We start from the raw sequence: 18,013 nt of genomic DNA, 5'->3' as shown, positions 1-18,013 counted from the left end.
ATGAAGAAATACTCATTATTAGCAGCCTTGGCTTTCTCTGCCCTCACCGTGACGGCAACGCCCAAAGAAAGCACATCCCAAGGCACTCCGCAGGACATGGACAAGTTCATTACGGAGTTGATGGGCAAAATGACATTGCACGAGAAAATCGGTCAGCTCAATTTGCCGGTGACGGGAAACATCGTTACCGGACAAGCCAAGAGCAGCGACGTTGCCAGTAAAATCCGCAACGGTGAAGTCGGCGGTCTGTTCAACCTGAAAGGTGTGAAAAACATCCGCGAAGTACAGAAACTGGCCGTAGAGAACAGCCGCCTGGGCATCCCCTTGCTGTTCGGTATGGACGTGATTCACGGTTACGAAACGGTATTCCCCATTCCCCTGGCACTCTCGTGTAGCTGGGACATGGAAGCCATAGAGAAATCGGCCCGTATAGCTGCCATCGAATCAAGTGCGGACGGTATCTGCTGGACATTCAGCCCGATGGTAGACATCTGCCGCGATGCCCGTTGGGGACGCGTATCCGAAGGCAACGGTGAAGACCCCTTCCTGGGTTCAGCCATTGCACAAGCCATGATTCGCGGTTATCAGGGCAAGGATATGAGTGCCAACAACGAGATAATGGCTTGCGTAAAGCACTTCGCACTGTATGGTGCCGGAGAGGCCGGCCGCGACTACAACACGGTGGATATGAGCCGCAACCGTATGTTTAACGAATACTTCCCTCCCTACAAGGCTGCCATAGAGGCTGGCGTAGGTAGTGCCATGACCTCCTTCAATGAAATTGACGGAGTACCCGCCACTGCCAACCACTGGCTGCTGACCGACGTACTGCGCAACCAATGGGGCTTCGACGGCTTCGTGGTGACAGACTATACAGCCATCTCCGAAATGATAGACCACGGAATCGGCGACCTGCAGGAAGTATCCGCACGTGCCCTGACCGCCGGAACAGACATGGACATGGTAGCCGACGGATTTATCGGCACACTGGAGAAATCCCTGAAAGAAGGCAAAGTGACTGAGGCCGACATTGACAAAGCCTGCCGACGCATCCTAGAAGCCAAATACAAGCTGGGACTGTTTGCCAATCCGTATAAATACTGCGACGTGAAGCGTGCCGAAAAAGAAGTATTCACTCCCGAGCACCGCTCCATTGCCCGCCAGATTGCCACAGAGACATTCGTGCTGCTGAAGAACCAGGACAACCTACTGCCCTTGCAACGCAAAGGCAACATCGCCTTGATTGGCCCACTTGCCAACACCCGTGCCAACATGCCGGGCACTTGGAGTGTGGCAGCCACAGCAGACAAATACAGCACCCTGCTGGAAGGTTTCAAGAATTCTGTCGGCTCCAAGGCCAACATTCTCTATGCACAAGGCAGCAACCTGATGTACGATGCCGACTACCAGACACGCGCCACGATGTTCGGCCGTGAACTGCCCCGTGGCAATGATCAAGAACTGCTGGACGAAGCCCTGAAAGTAGCCGCACAAGCCGATGTCATCGTAGCAGCCCTCGGCGAGTCTTCCGAGATGAGTGGTGAGAGCAGCAGCCGTTCCGAACTGGAAATGCCGGACGCACAGCGCCACCTGCTGGAAGCATTGCTGAAAACGGGCAAGCCCGTAGTATTGGTATTGTTCTCTGGACGTCCCGTAGTGCTGACTTGGGAGAATGAAAATGTTCCCGCCATCCTGAATGTATGGTTCGGAGGTAGTGAAGCTGCCGACGCCATTGCCGACGTAGTGTTCGGAGACGTTTGCCCCAGCGGTAAGCTGACCACCACTTTCCCACAGAATGTGGGACAGTTGCCTATGGCATACAATCACAAGAATACCGGCCGTCCTCTGAAAGAAGGCAAATGGTTCGAGAAGTTCCGCAGCAACTACCTGGATGTGAGTAACGACCCGTTGTACCCCTTCGGCTATGGCTTGAGCTACACCACCTTCCAATACAGTGACATCACGCTCAGCTCCAAGCAACTGAATGCGGACGGCAAGCTGACCGCTTCCGTAACCGTAACCAATACGGGCAACTACGATGCAGATGAAATCGTACAGCTCTATATCCGCGACCTGGTGGGCAGCATTACCCGCCCCGTGAAAGAGCTGAAAGGCTTCGAGCGCATCCACCTGAAGAAAGGCGAAAGCAAGCAGGTGACCTTCACCATTACCCCCGAATTGCTGAAGTTCTACAACTACGACATACAGTATGTATACGAACCCGGCGAGTTCCACGTAATGATTGGACCCAACAGCCGCGATGTAAAGACTACGAGTTTTGAGTTGAAATAGGTATAGTTTTGCTTTTAGGTAAGAGGGCAGTCCGCGAAAACCGGGCTGCCCTTTTTTAACACCGTCACCAAATCTTTTTTGCATTTTGATTGTTCAGAGGAGAAACTGAATGATTTATCCACTAAAAAATCAATGTAATGAAAAAGAACCTAAACCTTCCCAAGAAGAAAATCGGAAGACTGAAAAACCTATTTCTGACGGTGTGCCTGCTGGCAAGTGTCGCCGCATCGGCGCAGGAGAAAACAGTAACCGGCACCGTGACCGATACCCTGGGTGACCCACTGATTGGTGCCACCGTATTGGTGCAGGGAACCTCCAATGGCGTGATTACCGACATAGACGGCCGGTACTCCATCCAGGCCACCCCGGAGAACACATTGGATTTTTCCTATGTAGGCATGGTGAAGCAAGCTGTCAAGGTAGGCAGCCAGTCGGTAATCAACGTCCAGATGAAAGACGACTCGCAGATGCTGGCCGAAACCGTGGTCATCGGTTATGGCAGCGCCAAGAAGCGAGACCTTACGGGCTCCATCACCAACATTAAAGGCGACGAAATCGCCAACAAGCCGGTGGTCAACCCCGTATCCGCACTGCAAGGAAAGATTGCCGGCGTGCAGGTGATAAACTCCGGCAAGGCAGGCTCCGACCCGGAAATCCGTGTACGCGGAACAAACTCCATCAACGGCTACAAGCCACTCTATGTGGTGGACGGACTGTTCAACGACAACATCAACTTCCTGAATCCGCAGGACATCGAATCCATGGAGATACTGAAAGACCCGTCGTCGCTCGCCATCTTCGGTGTGCGCGGTGCCAACGGCGTGATTATCATCACCACCAAGAAGGCGAAAGAGGGACAGACACGCGTCAATATCAACGGCTCGTTCGGTTTCAAGTCCGTCACCGACAAAATTGCACTGACGGATGCCGAAGGCTTCAAACTGCTGTACAACGAACAGTTGAGGAATGAAGGCAACCCGGAATACAACTTCTCGGACTGGACGGGAAACACCAACTGGCAGGATGAAATCTTCCAGACCGGGTTCATCACCACCAACAACATCAGCATCACGGGTGCCTCGGACAAGAACAGCTTCTATCTCGGTGCGGGCTATGCTTACGAGCAAGGCAACATCAAGCACGAGAAGTACAGCAAAATCACGCTGAACATCAGCAACGACTATAAAGTGACGGACAACCTCAAGGTAGGTTTCCAATTCAACGGGGCACGCATGCTGCCCGCCGACACGAAGAGTGTGGCTACGGCCCTGCGCGCAGCTCCGGTGGCGCATGTATTCAATTCCGAGTACGGCCTCTACACTTCACTGCCCGGATTCCAGAAGGCACAGATGAACAACCCGATGGTGGACGTGGACCTGAAGGCGAATACCACGAAAGCCGAGAACTACCGTGGCTCGGGCAATGTGTACGGCCAATGGGATTTCCTAAAACACTTCCAGTTCAAGGCCATGTTCTCCCTGGACTATGCCTCGAACAGCACACGGACATACACCCCGGTTATCCAGGTATATGACGCAAGCGTCGAAGGAGACATAGCCACGCTGGGCAACGGAAAGACCGGAGTGTCCCAAGCCAAAGAGACGGAAATGAAGGTACAGAGCGACTATCTGCTGACCTACACCAACTCCTGGGGAGACCACAGCGTGACGGCCACAGCCGGTTTCACCACCTACTACAACAAGCTCGAGAATCTGAACGGCGCCCGTACCCAGGGAGTAGGTCTGGTCATCCCGGACAATCCCGACAAATGGTACATCAGCATCGGCGACGCAGCCACCGCCACCAACGGCAGCACGCAGTGGGAACGTTCCACCGTGTCCGTACTGGCACGTATCCTCTACAACTACAAGGGCAAGTACCTGTTCAACGGCTCCTACCGCCGGGACGGCTCTTCCGCCTTTTCCTACACCGGCAACCAATGGCAGAACTTCTACTCCGTCGGCCTGGGCTGGCTGATGAGCGAGGAGGCATGGATGAAGGACATCACCTGGCTGGACATGCTGAAACTGAAAGGTTCATGGGGCACACTGGGCAACCAGAACCTGGATCGTGCCTATCCCGCCGAACCGTTGCTGACGAATGCCTACTCCGCCGTGTTCGGCACCCCGTCTGCCATCTATCCGGGCTACCAGCTTGCCTACCTGCCCAACCCCAAACTGCGCTGGGAGAAGGTGGAAGCCTGGGAAGCCGGTGCAGAAGCCAACTTCCTCCGCAACCGCCTGCACTTTGAAGGCGTGTACTACAAGAAGAAAACCAAAGACCTGCTGGCCGAAGTGCCGGGCATCTCCGGAACCGTACCGGGTATCGGAAACCTCGGCTCCATCGAGAATTCGGGCGTAGAGCTGGCCCTAAGCTGGCGCGACCGGATAGGCGACTGGAACTACAACGTGGGGATGAACCTTGCCACCATCAAGAACAAGGTACTGAGCCTCGTGCAGGAAGGCTATTCCATCATAGCCGGAGACAAGCAGCAGAGCTACACAATGGCCGGATACCCCATCGGCTACTTCTACGGCTACAAGGTGGAAGGTGTCTACCAGACCCAGGAGGAGATTGAGCACTCTCCCAAGAACACGCTGGCAACCGTCACCCCGGGCGACCTGAAGTTCCGCGACGTGAACGGTGACGGTGAAATCACCACGGCAGACCGTACGATGATTGGTAATCCTACACCCGATGTCACCTACGGCTTCACGCTCGGCCTGGGCTACAAGAACTGGGAGCTGGCAGTAGACATGATGGGACAAGGCGGCAATCAGATTTACCGTACCTGGGACAACTACAACTGGAGCCAGTTCAACTTTATGGAGCAACGCATGGACCGCTGGCACGGTGAAGGGACCAGCAACACCCAGCCGCTTCTGAACACCAAGCATACCATCAACAACCTGAACTCCGAGTATTACATAGAGGACGGCTCGTTCTTCCGCATCCGTAACGTGTCGCTGGCATACAACTTCGACAAGGCGCTGATTTCGAAGATAGGCATGCAGGCGCTGAAGCTCTACGTGAACATACAGAACCTGAAGACGTGGAAGCACAACACCGGATATACCCCGGAACTGGGCGGAAGCGCCATCGCCTTCGGGGTGGACGACGGCAGTTATCCGATGCCGGCGATTTATACGTTCGGATTTAATCTGACGTTCTAAAAGCCTCTCCCCTAAAAAAGAGTAACTTCAAACCTCCCCCGACTCCTTCAAAGGGAACGGGGAATGAAAAATATAAATTTATGAAACTGATAAAATACATATTTACATTGCTGGTGGGTGCAACAGCCCTCTCACTGACATCCTGCAACGACTTCCTGGACCGCGATCCGCTGGGGCAGTTCACGGAAGATGACTCTCCCAACGCCCTTGTCGGCGGAAAGATATTCAACGTCTACTACCTGATGCGCTCGTACGACATCACTGCCGGTATTCCAGCTTTTATGGTGCACATGGTGCGCAGCGAAGACTCCGAGAAAGGCAGTGACGCCGGCGACGGCAGCAACGAGGCCGCCATGTGGGACGACTTCGAATACACTGCCTCCAACGGGCCGCTCAGCGCCTATTGGGGACAGAACTACAAAATCATCTACCAGTGCAACGAAATCCTGGACGACATTGAGAAGAGCGGACACAAGGACGACACCGAAGCCATCCGCAACCGCGGCGAAGCGCTCTTCTTCCGTGCCTGGTGCTACTTCAACCTGGTACGCGCCTTTGGCGAAGTGCCGCTGGTCACCATCAAGGTAGTGGAAGCCTCCGATGCCAACGTGCCCAAGACCACGGCGGAAAAGATATACGAACAGATTGACAAAGACCTGACCGAAGCCGAAGAATGCCTGCCCCTGCGGTGGGACAGCGACTACACGGGACGGCTGACCTGGGGCGCCGCACGCTCCCTGCACGCACGCACCTATATGATGCGAAACGATTGGGACAATATGTACACAGCCTCCACCGAAGTGATAAAATCGGGCATCTACAACCTGAATACACCGGTCGACAAAGTCTTCACCGTAGAAGGGGAGAATTGCGGTGAGAGCATCTTCGAACTGCAATGCGAAGCCACCGATGCCATGAAAGAGGACGCCAGCATCGGCAGCCAGTTCTGCCAGGTGCAAGGGGTGCGCGGAGCCGGCGAGTGGGACCTGGGATGGGGCTGGCACATGGCCACCAAACTGATGGGAGAAGCTTTTGAACCGGGCGACCCGCGCCGGAACGCCACATTGCTCTACTTCCGCCGCAGCACGGACGAGCCCATCACACCGGAGAATACCAACCAGCCTTATGGCGAGTCACCCGTATCCACCGCCATGGGTGCCTACTTCAACAAGAAGGCCTACACGGACCCGACACTGCGCCGCAAGTACACCCGCATGGGTTTCTGGGTAAACATCCGCCTCATCCGCTACCCGGACGTGCTGCTGATGGCTGCCGAAGCCGCCAACGAGAAAGGGCTGACAGGCGAGGCGAACGGTTATCTGGAACAGGTACGGGCACACGCACGCGGCACACTGGCAGACGTGCTTCCGAAGGTAGAATCTGCCAGCCAGTCTGTGCTGCGTGACGCCATTCGCCACGAACGCCGCGTAGAGCTGGCACTGGAACCCGACCGCTTCTACGACCTCGTGCGCTGGGGCATTGCCAAAGAAGTGCTGCAAGCTGCCGGAAAGAATTACCAGGACAAGAATGCGCTGCTGCCTCTGCCCCAGACAGAGATAGACAAATCGAACGGAGTACTGGTGCAGAACCCCGACTATTGATACCCGGCCAAAGGAAACAGCCGACCCAATCAATGGCAAAAGGTCTGTTTCATAACTTACTTGCAATCAAAGCATTGCTACTGCAAAGAGCTGCAAACTTTTTGCAGTGGCACTGCAAAGGTGTTGCAGTAGCACTGCACAACAGTTGCAGTGTCGCTGCAAAGCAGTTGCAGTAGCGCTGCAAACCGTTTGCAGTATCACTGCAGAGAAATTGCAGCACCGTTGCAAAGAAGTCATAGCGCTACTGCAATAGAGTGACGGCAATCTAAAAACAATGAAGGGAACATACTTACAAACAATTAATTCAATATGAATATGAAGAAAATTTTCAAGAGAACAAGTCTGCTGCTCGCGACCGCTTTAATAGGCGTCACCGCCACCGTGCAGGCGCAGAAGTCTCCGCAGGACATGGACCGCTTCATCGACGCACTGATGCGCCGGATGACTGTGGAAGAGAAAATCGGCCAGCTCAACCTGCCCGTGACCGGAGAGATCACCACCGGTCAGGCAAAGAGCAGCGACGTGGCCAAGAAGATTGAGCAGGGGCTCGTGGGAGGGCTTTTCAATCTGAAAGGAGTGGCCAAAATACGCGACGTACAGAAACTGGCCGTAGAGAACTCCCGCCTGGGCATCCCCCTGCTGTTCGGCATGGATGTGATACATGGCTATGAGACCATCTTCCCCATCCCTCTCGGCCTCTCCTGCACGTGGGACATGGCAGCCATCGGGCAGTCTGCCCGCATCGCCGCCATCGAAGCCAGTGCCGACGGCATCTCATGGACCTTCAGCCCGATGGTGGACATCAGCCGTGACCCGCGCTGGGGACGTGTATCCGAAGGGTCGGGCGAAGACCCGTTCCTCGGAGGCGCCATCGCCCGCGCCATGGTGTTGGGGTATCAGGGAAAAGACCTGAACGACCAACTGACACGGAACGACGAAATCATGGCATGCGTCAAGCACTTCGCACTGTACGGTGCCGGAGAAGCCGGACGCGACTACAACACCGTAGACATGAGCCGCAACCGCATGTTCAACGAATACATGTACCCCTATGAAGCAGCCGTCCATGCCGGAGTGGGCAGTGTAATGGCCTCTTTCAACGAAGTGGACGGTGTGCCCGCCACAGCCAACCGCTGGCTGATGACAGACGTGCTGCGCAAACAATGGGGGTTCAGCGGTTTTGTGGTGACCGACTTTACCGGTATCTCCGAAATGGTGGAGCACGGCATCGGTGACCTGCAGACCGTTTCCGCCCGTGCGCTCAACGCCGGTGTGGACATGGATATGGTGAGCGAAGGTTTCGTGGGCACGTTGAAAAAGTCGCTCACCGAAGGTAAAATAACCATGAAGACGCTGGATGCAGCCTGCCGCCGCATCCTTGAAGCGAAATACAAGTTAGGGCTGTTTGATGACCCTTACAAATACTGCGACCTCAGCCGTCCCGCACGCGACATCTTCACGCGCGAGCACCGCGACGCCGCACGCCGGATTGCCGCCGAAAGCTTTGTGCTGCTGAAAAACGAACCTTTTGAGGGACAAGGCAAGAAGTCTTCTCGTCCTGTCCTTCCCTTAGAGAAGCAAGGCACCGTCGCCGTCATCGGCCCTCTGGGCAATACCCGCAGCAACATGCCCGGTACCTGGAGTGTTGCCGCACGCCTGGATGACTATCCCTCTCTGTACGAAGGACTGAAGGAGATGACAGCCGGCCGGGTGAACATCACCTACGCCAAAGGCAGCAACCTCATCGGTGATGTAGCCTACGAGGAACGCGCCACCCTATTCGGCCGATCGCTGAGCCGGGACAACCGTACGGATAAGGAACTGCTGGACGAAGCTTTGAAGGTGGCCTCCGGTGCCGACGTGATTGTAGCCGCCCTGGGCGAGTCTTCCGAAATGAGCGGTGAAAGCTCGAGCCGTACCGACCTCGGCATCCCCGACGTGCAACGCACCCTGCTGGAGGCCTTGCTGAAGACCGGAAAGCCCGTTGTACTAACCCTCTTCACCGGCCGGCCGCTGACGCTCACCTGGGAGCAGGAACATGTGCCCGCTATCTTGAACGTATGGTTCGGTGGCAGTGAAGCGGCATACGCCATCGGCGACGTACTGTTCGGCGACGTGAACCCAAGCGGTAAGCTGACCATGACTTTCCCGAAGAACGTAGGGCAGATACCTTTATTCTACAACCACAAGAATACCGGTCGCCCGCTGGCTGCCGGCAATTGGTTCGAGAAGTTCCGCAGCAACTATCTAGATGTGGACAATGAACCGCTGTATCCCTTCGGCTACGGGCTCTCATACACCACTTTCCAGTACAGCGACATCGCCCTCAGTACCCCGGTCATGGGACAAAATGGCTCCACCACTGCCGTAGTCACCGTGACCAATACCGGTAAGCGTGACGGCGCAGAAGTCGTGCAGCTCTATATCCGCGACCTCGTAGGCAGCATTACCCGCCCCGTACGCGAGCTGAAAGGCTTTGAAAAGGTGTTCCTAAAAGCGGGCGAAAGCAAGACCGTATCCTTCAAGATTACCCCTAAGCTGCTCCGCTTCTACGACTACGACCTCAACCACGTGGCCGAGCCGGGAGATTTCGATGTGATGATAGGTGGCAGCAGCCAGGCAGAAAAGACAGCCCGACTGACACTGAAATAAAATAAAATATTTAATATTGCACTCTAAAAACAAGAAAACATGAGATATACTACTTTACTCCTTTGTTTTTGCAGCATTCTGCTCCTTGGCAGCTGCAAGAGCCAGCCCTCCGCACAGAACGGACAGCCGCTGGAAGTGATGACGTTCAATGTCCGCCTGGATATTCCTTCGGACAGTGTAAACAACTGGAATTACCGCAAGGGTGACGCCTGCCGTATGATAGCCTACTACAGCCCCGACTTGCTGGGCATGCAGGAAGTGCTTCACAACCAAATGGAAGACCTGAAACGCGGGCTGCCGCAATACACAGCACTCGGCGTGGGGCGCGACGACGGCAAGGAAGCAGGCGAATACTGCCCGATATTCTTCCGGACCGACCGGTTTACACTGGCGGAATACGGCAATTTCTCCCTCAGCGAGCAACCCAAAACTATCGGCATCAAGGGCTGGGACGCTTCCTACAACCGTGTCACCACCTGGGCGATACTGCAGGAAAAGAACAACGGACAAAAGTTTGTATATTTCAACACCCATCTGGACAACGACGGAAAGACAGCCCGCAAAGAGGGCGTGCAACTCATTCTCGACAAAATCAAGGAGATAGCACCGGGCATGCCCGCCATCATCACCGGTGACTTTAACTGTACGCCCGGTGAAGAACCTCTGCAAACGCTGGAAAAGGGAGGAATGGAAAATGCCGCAAAGACAGCTGCCGTCACCTACGGTCCGTCCTGGTCTTTCCATGACTTCGGCCGCCTGCCGGTGAAGGAACGCGTACTGCTGGACTATGTCTTCGTGACCAAAGGCGCAAAGATAGACCGCTACCGCGTTATCCAAGACAAACCGGAGAACAGCTACCTTTCCGACCACTGTCCTATACTTGTTGAATTGACCGTGCAATGAATATAGATAAGTAAATGATAAAAAAACAAGTAAGCATTGGTACAATAAAAATACAATACAGTTTATTATTGTTCCTGCTGTTGCTCGGTTTCACGCAATGCAAAAGCCCCGCCGCCAAAGAAGACCGGCTGAGCGACGATGCCCTGATGGACACCGTGCAGCGTCGCACCTTCAACTACTTCTGGGAAGGTGCCGAGCCCAACAGCGGACTGGCACGCGAACGCATCCACATGGACGGTGTCTATCCGGAGAACGACCAGAACGTAATCACGTCCGGTGGAAGCGGTTTCGGCATCATGGCTATACTTGCCGGTATAGACCGCGGCTATGTCACCCGCCAGGAAGGGCTGGAACGAATGGAGAAAATCGTCTCCTTCCTCGAAACCGCCGACCGTTTCCACGGTACCTACCCGCACTGGTGGTATGGCGATACGGGCAAAGTGAAACCTTTCGGGCAGAAAGACAATGGCGGCGACCTGGTAGAAACAGCCTTCATCATGCAGGCCCTGCTCTCCGTCCACCAGTACTACATCGACGGTTCGCCCGCCGAGCAAGCCCTCGCCGCCCGCATCGACAAGCTGTGGCGCGAAGTGGACTGGAACTTCTACCGCCAAAACGGCCAGAACGTGCTCTATTGGCACTGGAGTCCGGAATACGGTTGGGAAATGAACTTTCCCGTACACGGTTACAATGAATGCCTCATCATGTATATCCTTGCCGCCGCCTCGCCTACCCACGGCGTGCCTGCAGCAGTCTATCACGAGGGCTGGGCGCAGAACGGGGCCATTGTAGACCCTCATAAAGTGGAGAATATCGAGTTGCATCTGCGCTATCAAGGCACAGAAGCCGGACCGCTCTTCTGGGCACAATACTCGTTCCTCGGCCTCGACCCCATCGGGCTGAAGGATGAATACTGCGCCAACTACTTCGACGAGATGCGTAACCTGACGCTTGTGAACCGTGCCTACTGTGTCCGCAACCCCAAGCACTACAAAGGTTTCGGGCCCGACTGCTGGGGACTGACAGCCAGCTACTCCGTCAACGGATATGCCGCCCACGCTCCCAACGAACGCGACGACCAGGGAGTCATCTCTCCAACTGCCGCCTTGTCATCCATCGTCTATACCCCGGAACAGTCGTTGCAAGTGATGCGCCACCTCTACGAGATGGGAGATAAGGTCTTCGGCCCCTATGGCTTCTACGATGCTTTCAGCGAAACGGACAACTGGTTTCCGCAGCGCTACCTCGCCATTGACCAGGGCCCGATAGCCGTCATGATTGAGAATTATCGGTCAGGGCTGCTGTGGAAGCTCTTCATGAGCCATCCGGATGTGCAGAAAGGGCTGAAGAAGTTGGGGCTCTCAACAGTCAGCAAGTAAGTTACTATCATAAAAAATCCCCTTCTGAAACTTGTATTCTCTGAAGAATAGAGAGGTACAAGTTTCAGAAGGGGATTTTTAGCAATTCAACACCCTAAATCCCGTCCATCTGTTGTGTCCTACGAGTCATTTGCCTGACAATGTATTTACAACTTATTCACCACCACCGGAACCGCTGCCACCGCTCTTCACATCATCATTGCTGATAGTGCGCGCAGCCTTTTTCACGCTTGCCTTCAGCTCACCGATACGGTAGCTGACGCTTATGCCGAAACGTTGGCGGCTGTACTTATAGTTGCTTTCACGTATAAAACCGTTGCCTTCGGTGGTGGAGCTTTGGTCCATATACTTCTTGAAGAAGTTGCTGGCAAAGGCAGACAAGGTGAGGCGCTTGTCCAGGAAGGACTTGTTGACGCTCAAGCCATAATCAAAGAAGCTGCTGCCCTTACCTTGCAGCATAATCCACGGCGTCTGTCCGAAGACATTCAGACTGATGCGCCAGTCATGGGGCAGCGTCTGCTGTGCACCGCCGTAGGCAAAGAGGCTCCAGCCATCGTTACGCATGCCTTCACTGCCCTCCAGATAAGAGTAATTGCCGCTCATGTTCATGTAGATACGTGTACGTGGAGTGGCATTCCAGTTGACGTAACCGTTCACACTGGCATAACGGGTCTTGCCGATGTTGGCATAGGTAGAATAAAGCACATCCTTGCCCGTGGGGTTCTTCAATCCCTCAATCTCCGTATCGGGCATGAGCCTTGTCACATTCTCAATACTGTTGTTGGTAAACGAGTAGCGGGCCGAGATATTGATGTTGAACTTCTGTGTGAAGTTACTGTAACTCAAGTTGAAAGCATGGCTCTTCTCACTGTCCAGTTCCGGATTACCCTGGCTGATGTAGGAGGGATCCGTATCATTCAGATAAGGATTCAGAGACCAGATTCCTGGACGATAGATACGCATGTTGTATCCCAAACGCAGATTGGACATATCCGTCAGCTTGTAGCCGATGGAAGCGGAAGGCACTACGTCGTCAAAGTTCTTTGTGAAATCCTCACCCCGGCCCACCAAATACTTCACGTCTTGGATGGTATGCTCGTAGCGCAATCCCAAACGGCCCGAAAGTCTCTTCACCTTCAGCCCATATCCCAGATAGGCGGCAATGATATCGTTTAAATGCTTGTAGTGCGAGCTCTGGTCTTTGTTGTATTCATACTTTCCGGTATCGTCCGCATCAAAACGGTCGTCTTCCGAAGAGTTGTTGCGCAGAATGTACTTGGCGCCTGCCTCCAGTGTATGCAGCTTACCGATAGGCGTGGTATAGTCGGCTTGGAACGTATGCTCCGTGGTATTCTGCTCACCGTCGTTATGCAGGTTCTTCAAGCGGTTCAGATAGTCTGCCCAATCGGGGTTATAGCCATTGTCTATTTCATATTCCGTATAGGAATCCGATGTTTGCGGACGGGTGTTTATCTTGTAAGAAAACGTCAGCATACGGTCCTTCACCTTGAACAGACGCTGGTAGTCTACACCTCCGTCGATAGAATACCAGGAAGACTTGCTGCGGTTAAAGGCAGAATAACTGTAAATGGGAGCAGCGTTCATGCTCTCCGGGAAAGTGGCGATGTAGTCCGTAGAGCCGTTACTCTTATTCCCACCACCCCAAAGTCCGAAAGACATGGTAACCAAGCGTAATGTATCTATTTCGTAGCTGGCCTCCATGCTGCCCGACTGGAAAGAACCGTGTCCCTTGTTGCTGCCGTCATAGTCCAGATTGGAAGAATTCTCCGTAACAGCTTCCGGTGTCACATGCTGGCTACCGCTGTTATAGTTGCGGGGCTGATCGTTGTAGTTGTAATTGTAGCGGGCGCTGACGGTCAGCTTGCCGCTCTTGATGGTACCGAATGCCCCGCCGCCTGCACCGCGATTGCTGACGTTGGCACTGAACGTAGCCGTATAGCCTTCGACTCCGCTGCCCACGGTGACGATGTTCAAAATCCCTCCCACACCTTCGGCGTCATACTTGGGGCCGGGATTGGTTATCACTTCAATATGCTTGATACTGTTTGCAGGCATACTCTTCAGCACTTCCGTCGGATTGTTGCTCATCATGTTGTTGGGCTTTCCGTTGACGTATACCTTGAAGCTGCTGCTCCCGTTCACCTGAATATTGTCCTCGCCATCCACCGTTACCAACGGTACCTTGCGAAGCATTTCCAGCACAGAGTTCGACTGGGCGTCAGGGTCGTCCTGCACATTGTACTCTATCTTGTCGATATCTGCCTTCACCAGAGGCTTCTGAGCTACAATCTCCACTTGTCCCAACTCATTGGAGGCATCTACGATATACAGCGTACCGAAGTCCACCAGCTTTTCCCCTGCCTTCACAGAAAAGTCCTTCACGATGGGAGTACGTCCCACGGAAGTGATGGTCATCACGAAGTTGCCCGTGCCGGGTACTTTCTCCTGAAACTGACCTTTCATGTCCGTTACCAGCATTTTCAGCGCTTTTGCAGGAGCCTCTTTCTTCACGATTTTAATGGTAGCATAAGGTTCACCCTCCTGGGTGAGCGAGTCTAGCAAAATTCCTTTAACCTGAAAAGAAGTGTTTGCCGTGTTTTGCGCTGCAACCAGGCCCGAAATCATCAGCATCCATAGCAGCACAGTCCATTTGATTCTCATTGCGTTTTTATTTTTAGTGACTATTCTTTATTGTCTTCGTATTAGACGTTTCCCGTTCGAGTTTTGTCACAGTGAATTCGACAAAAATAGCCTCTTTTCATGCATTTACGAGACTTTCGGAGTTAAAAAAGCAAAAAGAAAGCTATTTAGAGAAAATAGAAGAAAAGTAACAGACAGATATTTATGGCAATAACACAACCAAATCCCCCCAATATCCACGGGCGCAAAGGGCTTTTCCTGCCGGCAAAAAATAACGCATAGCACATGTTCACCGCTATATTGCTGACAATAGCCTGCATACTGCAAGCCGTAATCACCAGCACCGCCACACTGCCTGTTCCTTGAAGCAGGTTCAGAATGAAAGGAGTAATATCACTGAACCCCGAAATGAAAGAGAGCAGGTTCAGTCCACCCGTACCGGCATACACCAGCGTATAGTGGGTCAAGATAGTGAACACCACAAACAGCATGGCAAAAATCAGCGCTACCTTGAACTCCAACGGGTTACTGCTGTCCTCGTCCTCCGTGTCACGCATGCCGTCGTCCACCCGTTTCCGCTTGGAATGCAGATACCATGCCACGGCTGCCGTCACCACCGACATTATCAGCAAGTAGGGATAAATGACCAGTAGCGTCTCCCGGCTGAAAATACCTATCAATATCAAGAAACGGAGGAACATCATGCTGACCGCCAACAACATGGCCGCCACATATTCGGGAGCATCCTGCGCAGACGCCTTACGGCTCTTTCGCGCCAGTACGGAAATGGTAGCCGTGCTGCTGTACAAGCCTCCCACGATGCCCGAAACCAGAATGCCCGACTCATGGAAGACGTAGCGCTTCAACAGATAAGAAAGGTAGGAAATGCCCGATACAACCACCGTGGCCAGCCAAATGCTGTATGGCGTCAGGTTGATGCCGGGAATAAGGTTCTCATTGGGCAGCATCGGCAGGATAATGCCGCTGATGGCAAGGAACTTGGCAAGCGTAATCATCTCGTCGTTCTTCATGCGCTGGGCCAGTTCCGTGAAGGTATGCTTCAACTCGGTGAAGAGCAGGACGGTCACTATGACCATGACGTAGAACCACGACGGCTGCGTGGCCACAATGGGAGCAATGCAGTAGGTGATGAGTGCAATAATGATGGTGGTTACTCCGAACACATGGTACTGTGACTGCTTCACATAATAGTTCAGTCCGAGCAATAGCCCCAGAATGGCTCCTCCTCCCATAAACAGACGATAGCCCGTAGGGTCGAGGATATAGAGCAGATAGCCCAGAATGCCTATAAAGGTGAAGGTGCGGTCGGTACCGAAAAGCGTAGTCTCCCCTTCGCGCTTCAAGCTGATTTTACGCTGTGAAAGCCCGATGAGTAAAGAGAATACGGTGACCAAAAGGAAGGTGACCAGTTCTCTTGGCAGGTAGTCGTAAAGTTTCTCCATGACGATTAAACAAGTACGGCATACAATTGGTTTGCTACCACGTGGTGAAAGGGTGTTTCATCAGCTGCGAGTTATAGTAGCGGATGTCTCCCGTCACCTCCCGTCCGATGAATGCAGGTTTCACGAAAGGCTCGTCTTCCGAGGAGAGTTCCACCTCAGCCACAGTCAGCCCTTCGTTCTCGCCATAGAACTCGTCCACCTCAAAAGTATGCTGTCCGCTACGCACAAGGTAACGGGTCTTGTCGATGATACCCGGTTCGCACAATTTCAGCAGTTCCCGCGCTTCGCACAGTGGGATTTCCTTTTCCCACTCGTAGCGGCTGGTTCCCGATTCATTGGATGCACCCTTGATGGTGAGAAATCCCCGCTCATCACGGATGCGCACCCGTACCGTCCGTCCACGCGCACTACTGATGTATCCTTGTACGATACGGCTGTGTGCATACGCTTGTGGCTTGTATTCTCCCGTCACGAGGAATTTCCGTTCTATCTCCTGCGGCATATCGTTTCCAGTGATTTTATCAGCCCCAGTAAGAGTAAGCCACAAACATGGCGATGACTAATACAATGGCTATTACTCCCATCGTCATCATCACTTTCTTGGCTTGTTGCTCTTCCTTCTGGCTGTGCATTGCTTTCTTTTTACTTTTTCCCATGGTGTGTTTTATAGTTTAAAGTTCAACGATGAACAAAGTAAGAAGAAATTCGGGAAGAATGCAAATGAAAGGGAGAAAATTTATTCGCCACTTCCTGCAAACTCCATCAGGTAAGCTTTGATGAAGCCGTCTATCTTTCCGTCCATCACACCGTTCACGTCGCTGGTCTGGAAATTGGTACGGTGGTCTTTCACGCGGCGGTCGTCGAAGACGTAGCTACGAATCTGGCTACCCCATTCGATTTTCTTCTTACCGGCTTCCACCTTTGCCTGCTCGGCCATGCGGTGCTGGAGTTCCTTATCATAGAGCATGGAACGAAGAAGGCGGAGAGCGTTCTCGCGGTTCTTGGGCTGGTCTCGTGTCTCGGTATTTTCAATCAGGATTTCTTCCTCTTCGCCCGTATATGGGTCCTTATACTGATAGCGCAGACGGACACCGGACTCTACCTTATTGACGTTCTGTCCACCGGCACCACCACTTCGGAAGGTATCCCATGACATGCGGGCAGGTTCGATGTTCACCTCGATGGTATCATCTACCAAGGGAGTGACAAACACGGATGCAAAAGAAGTCATACGCTTGCCCTGGGCATTGTAGGGCGAAACACGCACCAGGCGGTGCACACCGTTCTCACCTTTCAGATAACCGTAGGCATAATCGCCGGAAATCTCGATGGTACAAGTCTTGATACCTGCCTCGTCTCCTTCCTGCAGGTTGGCGATGGTGGCCTTATAGCCGTGAGTCTCGGCATAGCGCAGATACATACGCATCAGCATGCTTGCCCAGTCCTGGCTCTCCGTACCACCGGCACCAGAGTTAATTTTCAGCACACAGTCCATCTGATCGGCTTCCTCGCGAAGCATATTCTTGAGTTCGAGGGCCTCGACAGCAGTGATTGCCTTGGCATAGGCATCGTCCACTTCCTCTTCAGTCACCAGTTCGTCTTTGTAAAAGTCGAAAGCCAGTTGTACCTCGTCAGTCAAGGTCTTTACCTCATTGTAGCCAGAAATCCATTGCTGCAAGCCTTTCACTTTCTTCATCTGAGCCTCGGCAGCCTTCTGGTCATCCCAGAAACCGGGAGCCTGGGTGCGGAGCTGCTCTTCTTCCACCTGTATCTTCTTTCCTTCAATGTCCAGATAGCGGTTCAACGCCTCGGTACGTTCTTTGATATCTTTCAGTTGTTCTGCGGTAATCATATATGCATTTACAATTTAGGAAGTGCAAAGGTATAAA

The 18,013-nt window shown here is 53.3% G+C and carries 11 protein-coding genes; 6 read left to right on the top strand and 5 right to left on the bottom strand.

Annotated elements, in window-relative coordinates:
- The 6 genes from bglX (DWY57_RS04770) (at position 1) to DWY57_RS04745 (ending at position 12,000) form a co-directional block, all read left to right on the top strand.
- Positions 1-2,292, top strand: coding sequence for a beta-glucosidase BglX (bglX, locus tag DWY57_RS04770; protein WP_117964742.1), 2,292 nt, complete (start codon positions 1-3; stop codon positions 2,290-2,292).
- A 137-nt stretch (positions 2,293-2,429) separates the two neighbouring features.
- The gene (locus tag DWY57_RS04765; protein ID WP_119961410.1) at positions 2,430-5,465 is read left to right on the top strand and encodes a TonB-dependent receptor; all 3,036 of its coding nucleotides are present in this window, start codon (positions 2,430-2,432) and stop codon (positions 5,463-5,465) included.
- Positions 5,466-5,545: 80 nt separating this feature from the next.
- Complete coding sequence (locus DWY57_RS04760) at positions 5,546-7,066, top strand: RagB/SusD family nutrient uptake outer membrane protein (RefSeq protein ID WP_119961409.1); 1,521 nt, start codon at positions 5,546-5,548, stop codon at positions 7,064-7,066.
- 315 nt (positions 7,067-7,381) lie between these two features.
- Positions 7,382-9,718, top strand: a complete 2,337-nt coding sequence (gene bglX / locus DWY57_RS04755; protein ID WP_119961451.1) for a beta-glucosidase BglX — start codon at positions 7,382-7,384, stop codon at positions 9,716-9,718.
- A 39-nt stretch (positions 9,719-9,757) separates the two neighbouring features.
- A complete protein-coding gene (locus DWY57_RS04750) occupies positions 9,758-10,621 on the top strand; it encodes an endonuclease/exonuclease/phosphatase family protein (protein WP_119961408.1) in 864 nt (287 codons plus the stop codon).
- A gap of 14 nt (positions 10,622-10,635) precedes the next feature.
- A complete protein-coding gene (locus DWY57_RS04745) occupies positions 10,636-12,000 on the top strand; it encodes a glucoamylase family protein (protein WP_119961407.1) in 1,365 nt (454 codons plus the stop codon).
- A gap of 153 nt (positions 12,001-12,153) precedes the next feature.
- Here DWY57_RS04745 and DWY57_RS04740 read toward each other — a convergent pair whose 3' ends face one another.
- The 5 genes from DWY57_RS04740 to prfB all read right to left on the bottom strand — a co-directional run bounded on the left by DWY57_RS04740 (position 12,154) and on the right by prfB (position 17,976).
- Complete coding sequence (locus tag DWY57_RS04740; RefSeq protein WP_119961406.1) at positions 12,154-14,682, bottom strand: TonB-dependent receptor; 2,529 nt, start codon at positions 14,680-14,682, stop codon at positions 12,154-12,156.
- A gap of 146 nt (positions 14,683-14,828) precedes the next feature.
- Positions 14,829-16,124 (bottom strand): DUF4010 domain-containing protein, encoded by a 1,296-nt coding sequence (locus DWY57_RS04735; RefSeq protein WP_119961405.1) that lies wholly within the window; start codon positions 16,122-16,124, stop codon positions 14,829-14,831.
- 34 nt (positions 16,125-16,158) lie between these two features.
- Positions 16,159-16,626, bottom strand: coding sequence for a CYTH domain-containing protein (locus DWY57_RS04730; RefSeq protein WP_117964730.1), 468 nt, complete (start codon positions 16,624-16,626; stop codon positions 16,159-16,161).
- Positions 16,627-16,645: 19 nt separating this feature from the next.
- Positions 16,646-16,780: a hypothetical protein gene (locus DWY57_RS21515; RefSeq protein ID WP_005830349.1), complete on the bottom strand. Its 135-nt coding sequence runs from the start codon at positions 16,778-16,780 to the stop codon at positions 16,646-16,648.
- An 80-nt stretch (positions 16,781-16,860) separates the two neighbouring features.
- Complete coding sequence (gene prfB / locus DWY57_RS04725) at positions 16,861-17,976, bottom strand: peptide chain release factor 2 (RefSeq protein ID WP_005830350.1); 1,116 nt, start codon at positions 17,974-17,976, stop codon at positions 16,861-16,863.
- Between the last annotated feature and the right edge of the window lie 37 nt (positions 17,977-18,013).

The organism is Bacteroides sp. AF25-5LB, from assembly GCF_003602965.1.
In the GTDB taxonomy this organism is placed as follows: Bacteria; Bacteroidota; Bacteroidia; order Bacteroidales; family Bacteroidaceae; genus Bacteroides; species Bacteroides uniformis.
Note: the sequence above shows the minus strand (reverse complement) of the source record. Positions and strands in the feature narration are given on the sequence as shown.

Bases quoted from the DNA above. Each gene is read 5' to 3' on its own strand.
- bglX (WP_117964742.1), top strand. From the start codon at position 1: ATGAAGAAATACTCATTATTAGCAGCCTTGGCTTTCTCTGCCCTCACC.
- DWY57_RS04765 (WP_119961410.1), top strand. From the start codon at position 2,430: ATGAAAAAGAACCTAAACCTTCCCAAGAAGAAAATCGGAAGACTGAAA.
- DWY57_RS04760 (WP_119961409.1), top strand. From the start codon at position 5,546: ATGAAACTGATAAAATACATATTTACATTGCTGGTGGGTGCAACAGCC.
- bglX (WP_119961451.1), top strand. From the start codon at position 7,382: ATGAAGAAAATTTTCAAGAGAACAAGTCTGCTGCTCGCGACCGCTTTA.
- DWY57_RS04750 (WP_119961408.1), top strand. From the start codon at position 9,758: ATGAGATATACTACTTTACTCCTTTGTTTTTGCAGCATTCTGCTCCTT.
- DWY57_RS04745 (WP_119961407.1), top strand. From the start codon at position 10,636: ATGATAAAAAAACAAGTAAGCATTGGTACAATAAAAATACAATACAGT.
- DWY57_RS04740 (WP_119961406.1), bottom strand. From the start codon at position 14,682: ATGAGAATCAAATGGACTGTGCTGCTATGGATGCTGATGATTTCGGGC.
- DWY57_RS04735 (WP_119961405.1), bottom strand. From the start codon at position 16,124: ATGGAGAAACTTTACGACTACCTGCCAAGAGAACTGGTCACCTTCCTT.
- DWY57_RS04730 (WP_117964730.1), bottom strand. From the start codon at position 16,626: ATGCCGCAGGAGATAGAACGGAAATTCCTCGTGACGGGAGAATACAAG.
- DWY57_RS21515 (WP_005830349.1), bottom strand. From the start codon at position 16,780: ATGGGAAAAAGTAAAAAGAAAGCAATGCACAGCCAGAAGGAAGAGCAA.
- prfB (WP_005830350.1), bottom strand. From the start codon at position 17,976: ATGATTACCGCAGAACAACTGAAAGATATCAAAGAACGTACCGAGGCG.